3 protein-coding genes are annotated in these 3573 nt (G+C 72.6%); 2 read left to right on the forward strand and 1 reads right to left on the reverse strand.

Features of this window, described 5'->3' with window-relative positions; all coding sequences use genetic code 11:
- A partial coding sequence (locus tag ACWDX9_RS61185) for a chorismate mutase (protein WP_449973094.1) occupies positions 1-758 on the reverse strand: 758 nt, incomplete at its 3' end.
- Between the two features lie 291 nt (positions 759-1049).
- Between ACWDX9_RS61185 and ACWDX9_RS61190 the strand changes: the two genes are divergently transcribed.
- Both ACWDX9_RS61190 and ACWDX9_RS61195 read left to right on the forward strand, forming a co-directional pair.
- Complete coding sequence (locus tag ACWDX9_RS61190; RefSeq protein ID WP_449973095.1) at positions 1050-2939, forward strand: protein kinase domain-containing protein; 1890 nt, start codon at positions 1050-1052, stop codon at positions 2937-2939.
- Positions 2940-2949: 10 nt separating this feature from the next.
- Positions 2950-3573: serine/threonine-protein kinase (locus tag ACWDX9_RS61195; protein WP_449973096.1), on the forward strand; the 624-nt coding region annotated here is incomplete at its 3' end.

Below are 3573 nucleotides of genomic sequence, written 5' to 3' on the forward strand. Positions count from 1 at the left end.
GCCGCGTCCACCCGGTCGATCGCCTCGCGGCACTCCGGCAGCGTGCCGGGCGCCTCGGGCCGCACCAGGGCGCCCACGACCGTCACGGCCTCCTCCGCCGCGCGCAACACCGTCGCCGGGGAGAGCTCCTGACGGGCCTCGGCGAGGCTCCCTGGGCCCACGAACTCCAGCGCCCCGCTCCTGGAGGCCTCAGCCGTCCGGGCTCCCACATAGGTCCCGAGCTTGGCCGGTGGGGTGCCCCGTTCGGCCGAGTCCACGACGAGCCCGTCGGCGCCCGCCGCCACCGCCGCCGCGGACAGCGCCGCGTCCCGCGAGACGTCGGCGAGCACGGGACGCCCCGAGACCGCGCGGGCCGCCCGCATCAGCCCCAGGTCCAGCCGGCCGCCCTCGCACAGGAGCACCCGCCCGTCCCCCTCCCGCGCGCAGTAGTCGGCCAGCTCCAGCCACTCCTCCAGCGAGGCGGCGGGCCGCCGCTCCACGACCACCGGCAGCCCCAGGCCGGCCGCCGAGCGCACCAGCGGGATGTCGCGCGTCCACGACGAACCCACCACGACCGCGTCCGCCCGCTCGGCGATGGCCGGCAGATCTGCGGCCGAGTACGGCTCCACCAGCGTGGCGTGCTCGCCCAGCACCTCGTACGCGTCGGCCTCCCCGCGGTGCGCCCGCAGGTCGACCCGGCCGCCGATCACCACGGCGGGCCCTTCGCCCACGAGCGTTCCGCCCACCGCCACGGCGCGCCGTTCCAAGGTCGATGACATCCTCGACTCCCCCAATTCGGGCCGGCCCCTGCGCAGCCGGCGGGAAAACCAAAAAGGCAGAGACGGGTCGTCTCTGCCTCGTGCCGGCTCCAGGTGGTCGCTAGCTGACGACCGGCTCTCCCGGAGCCGGCTCGATAAAGGCGTAGCGACAAGTCATGTCTGAAACACTACACCCATGGCTTCACCTGCTGGACGGTGCCGCTCACATGACGGACTGTCCTTCAGGCGAGTCGCCGTTGATCCCTCTCTATGGGAGTATTTCTTGGCCTAGAGGAGGGTTTGAGGCCGTTGATGTCGGATCGCAAGCAGGAGGGACGCCGCATCGCCGGCCGCTACCAACTGCAGGAACCCATCGGCAGGGGCGGGATGGGTATCGTCTGGCGCGCGTACGACGAGCTCCTGGACCGCACGGTCGCGGTCAAGGAGGTCAGGTACGCGGCCGCCCTGGGCGAGGAAGTGCAGCTGCTGAACCGGCGCACCATGCGCGAGGCGAGGGCGGCGGCGAGGTTCGAGCATCCCAACGTGATCGTCGTTCACGACGTGATCGAGGAGGATGACCGGCCCTGGATCGTCATGCAGCTCGTCCAGTCGCGCTCGCTGGGCGCCGTGATCAAGCAGGACGGGCCGCTGGCACCCAAGCGGGTGGCCGAGATCGGCCTGGCCGTGCTGGACGCGCTGCACCGCGCCCACGAGGCCGGCGTGCTGCACCGCGACGTCAAACCCGAGAACGTGCTGCTGGCCGACGACGGCCGGGTGGTGCTCACCGACTTCGGCATCGCCACGCTGGAGACCGAGACGCAGCTCACCGTGACCGGGCTGGCCGGGACGCCGGCGTTCATCGCGCCCGAGCGGCTCAAAGGGCTGCCCGCGCGGCGCGAGTCGGACCTGTGGTCGTTAGGGGCTACGCTGTACACGGCCGTGGAGGGCCGTTCTCCGCACGAGCGGGGGATGGCCCTGGCGACCATGCACGCCGTGCTGACCGACGAGCCCGATCCGGCCGCGCACGCGGGCCCGCTCACCGACGTGATCCTGGGCCTGCTCAACAAGGAGCCGGTCCAGCGGCTCACGTACGAGGAAGCGCAGCGGATGCTGCGGCAGGTCATCGCCCAGGCGAGCCCGCCGCCGACCGCGCAGTTCCCCGCGGCGCAGACGATCCGCGTGCCGCGGCCCACCACGCCACCACCGCCGCGCAACGCCCCCGCCCCGGCCGAGCCGCCGTCGCAGAACGAGGCCTCCGCGCAGGGCAAGGCCGCCGTCCAGAACAGGTTCCGCGCCCTGGGCAAGCTGCGCCAGGCGCCGCCCGTCGAGGACGACACCCCGACCGACCCCAACCTGATCGCCTCCGCGGCTCCGGTCCCGTCGCCCGCCGTCCCCGAGACCGGGTCGCGGATCACGCCGTCGCCGACCGCGGCCCCGGCCCTGGCCACCGCCGAGTCCACGATGGACGCGACCAGGACGGACCCGCGCCGGGCCGGGCCGGTCATCGCGGCGGCCGTGGCCGTCGTGCTCGTGGCCGTGATCGGCGGCTACCTCGGTCTGAGCTCGGCCCCCGACGAGAGCGACAGGAAGAAGGGCGCGTCCCAGGCCACGGTCCCCACGGGCACCGCCTCGCAGGCGTCGCCGGGCGCGTCCACGTCGGGCTCGGCCGAGCCGAGCGCCTCCCAGCCGCCCTCGCCGACGGCCACGCCCACGGCGTCCCCGACCGCCACCCCCGAGAAGGAGAAGGACCCGCTGCCGTCCGGCTGGAAGATGTACAAGGACAAGAAGCTCGGCTTCTCCGTCGGCCTGCCCCCGGGCTGGGACGTGCTCACGCGCGGCGGCAATCAGGTCAAGTTCAGGGGCCCGGGCGCGGCCTCCAACGCCTACCTCATGATCGAGGATGGCGGGAAGAGCAGCAGGGACCCGTACAAGGACTGGAAGAAGCAGGAGCCGACCCTCAAGAGACCCTTCGGCGGCTACAAGAAACTCGACATCAAGCGGGTCGAGGGCTTCCAGAAGGCCGCCGCGGACTGGGACTTCACCTGGAACACCAACACCGGCAAGACGCGCGTGCGCAACCGGGGCTTCATCACCGACAACGGGCGGGGGTACGCGATCTACTGGCACACGCTGAAGAGCCACTGGAAGGCCGACTACGACTTCTTTGAAGGGTTCTGCGCCACCTTCAAACCGGCCAAGTAGGCTTCACGGCGTGGAAAGGCAGGTCGGCAACCGCTATCGCCTCATCGAGCCGCTCGGCGAGGGCGGCATGGGCGTGGTCTGGCGGGCCTACGACGAGCTGCTCGACCGCACGGTGGCGATCAAGGAGGTCCGCTACACGGGCGTCGGCGACGCCAAGCGGGCCGAGCTCAACAGCCGGACCATCAGGGAGGCCAGGGCGGCGGGCCGCCTCGACCACCCGTCGGTGATCGTCATCCACGACGTCGTCGAGGAGGACGGCCGCCCGTGGATCGTGATGCAGCTCGTGCGCTCGCGTTCGCTGGCCGAGGTGGTGCGCGAGCGCGGGCCGCTCACGGTGGGGCAGGTCGCGGTGATCGGCGGGCGGGTGCTCGACGCGCTGCGCGCCGCGCACGCCACCGGGGTGCTCCACCGTGACGTGAAGCCCGAGAACGTGCTGCTGGCCGACGACGGCCGGGTGGTGCTGACCGACTTCGGCATCGCCTCGCTGGAGGCCGAGGCGGGGCTGACGGCGACCGGCGGGCTGGTGGGCACGCCCGCGTACATGCCGCCCGAGCGCCTCAACGGCGAGCCCGCGCGCCCCGAGTCGGACCTGTGGTCGCTGGGGGCGACGCTGTACGCGGCCGTCGAGGGCGAG

This window comes from Nonomuraea sp. NPDC003201, from assembly GCF_053590415.1.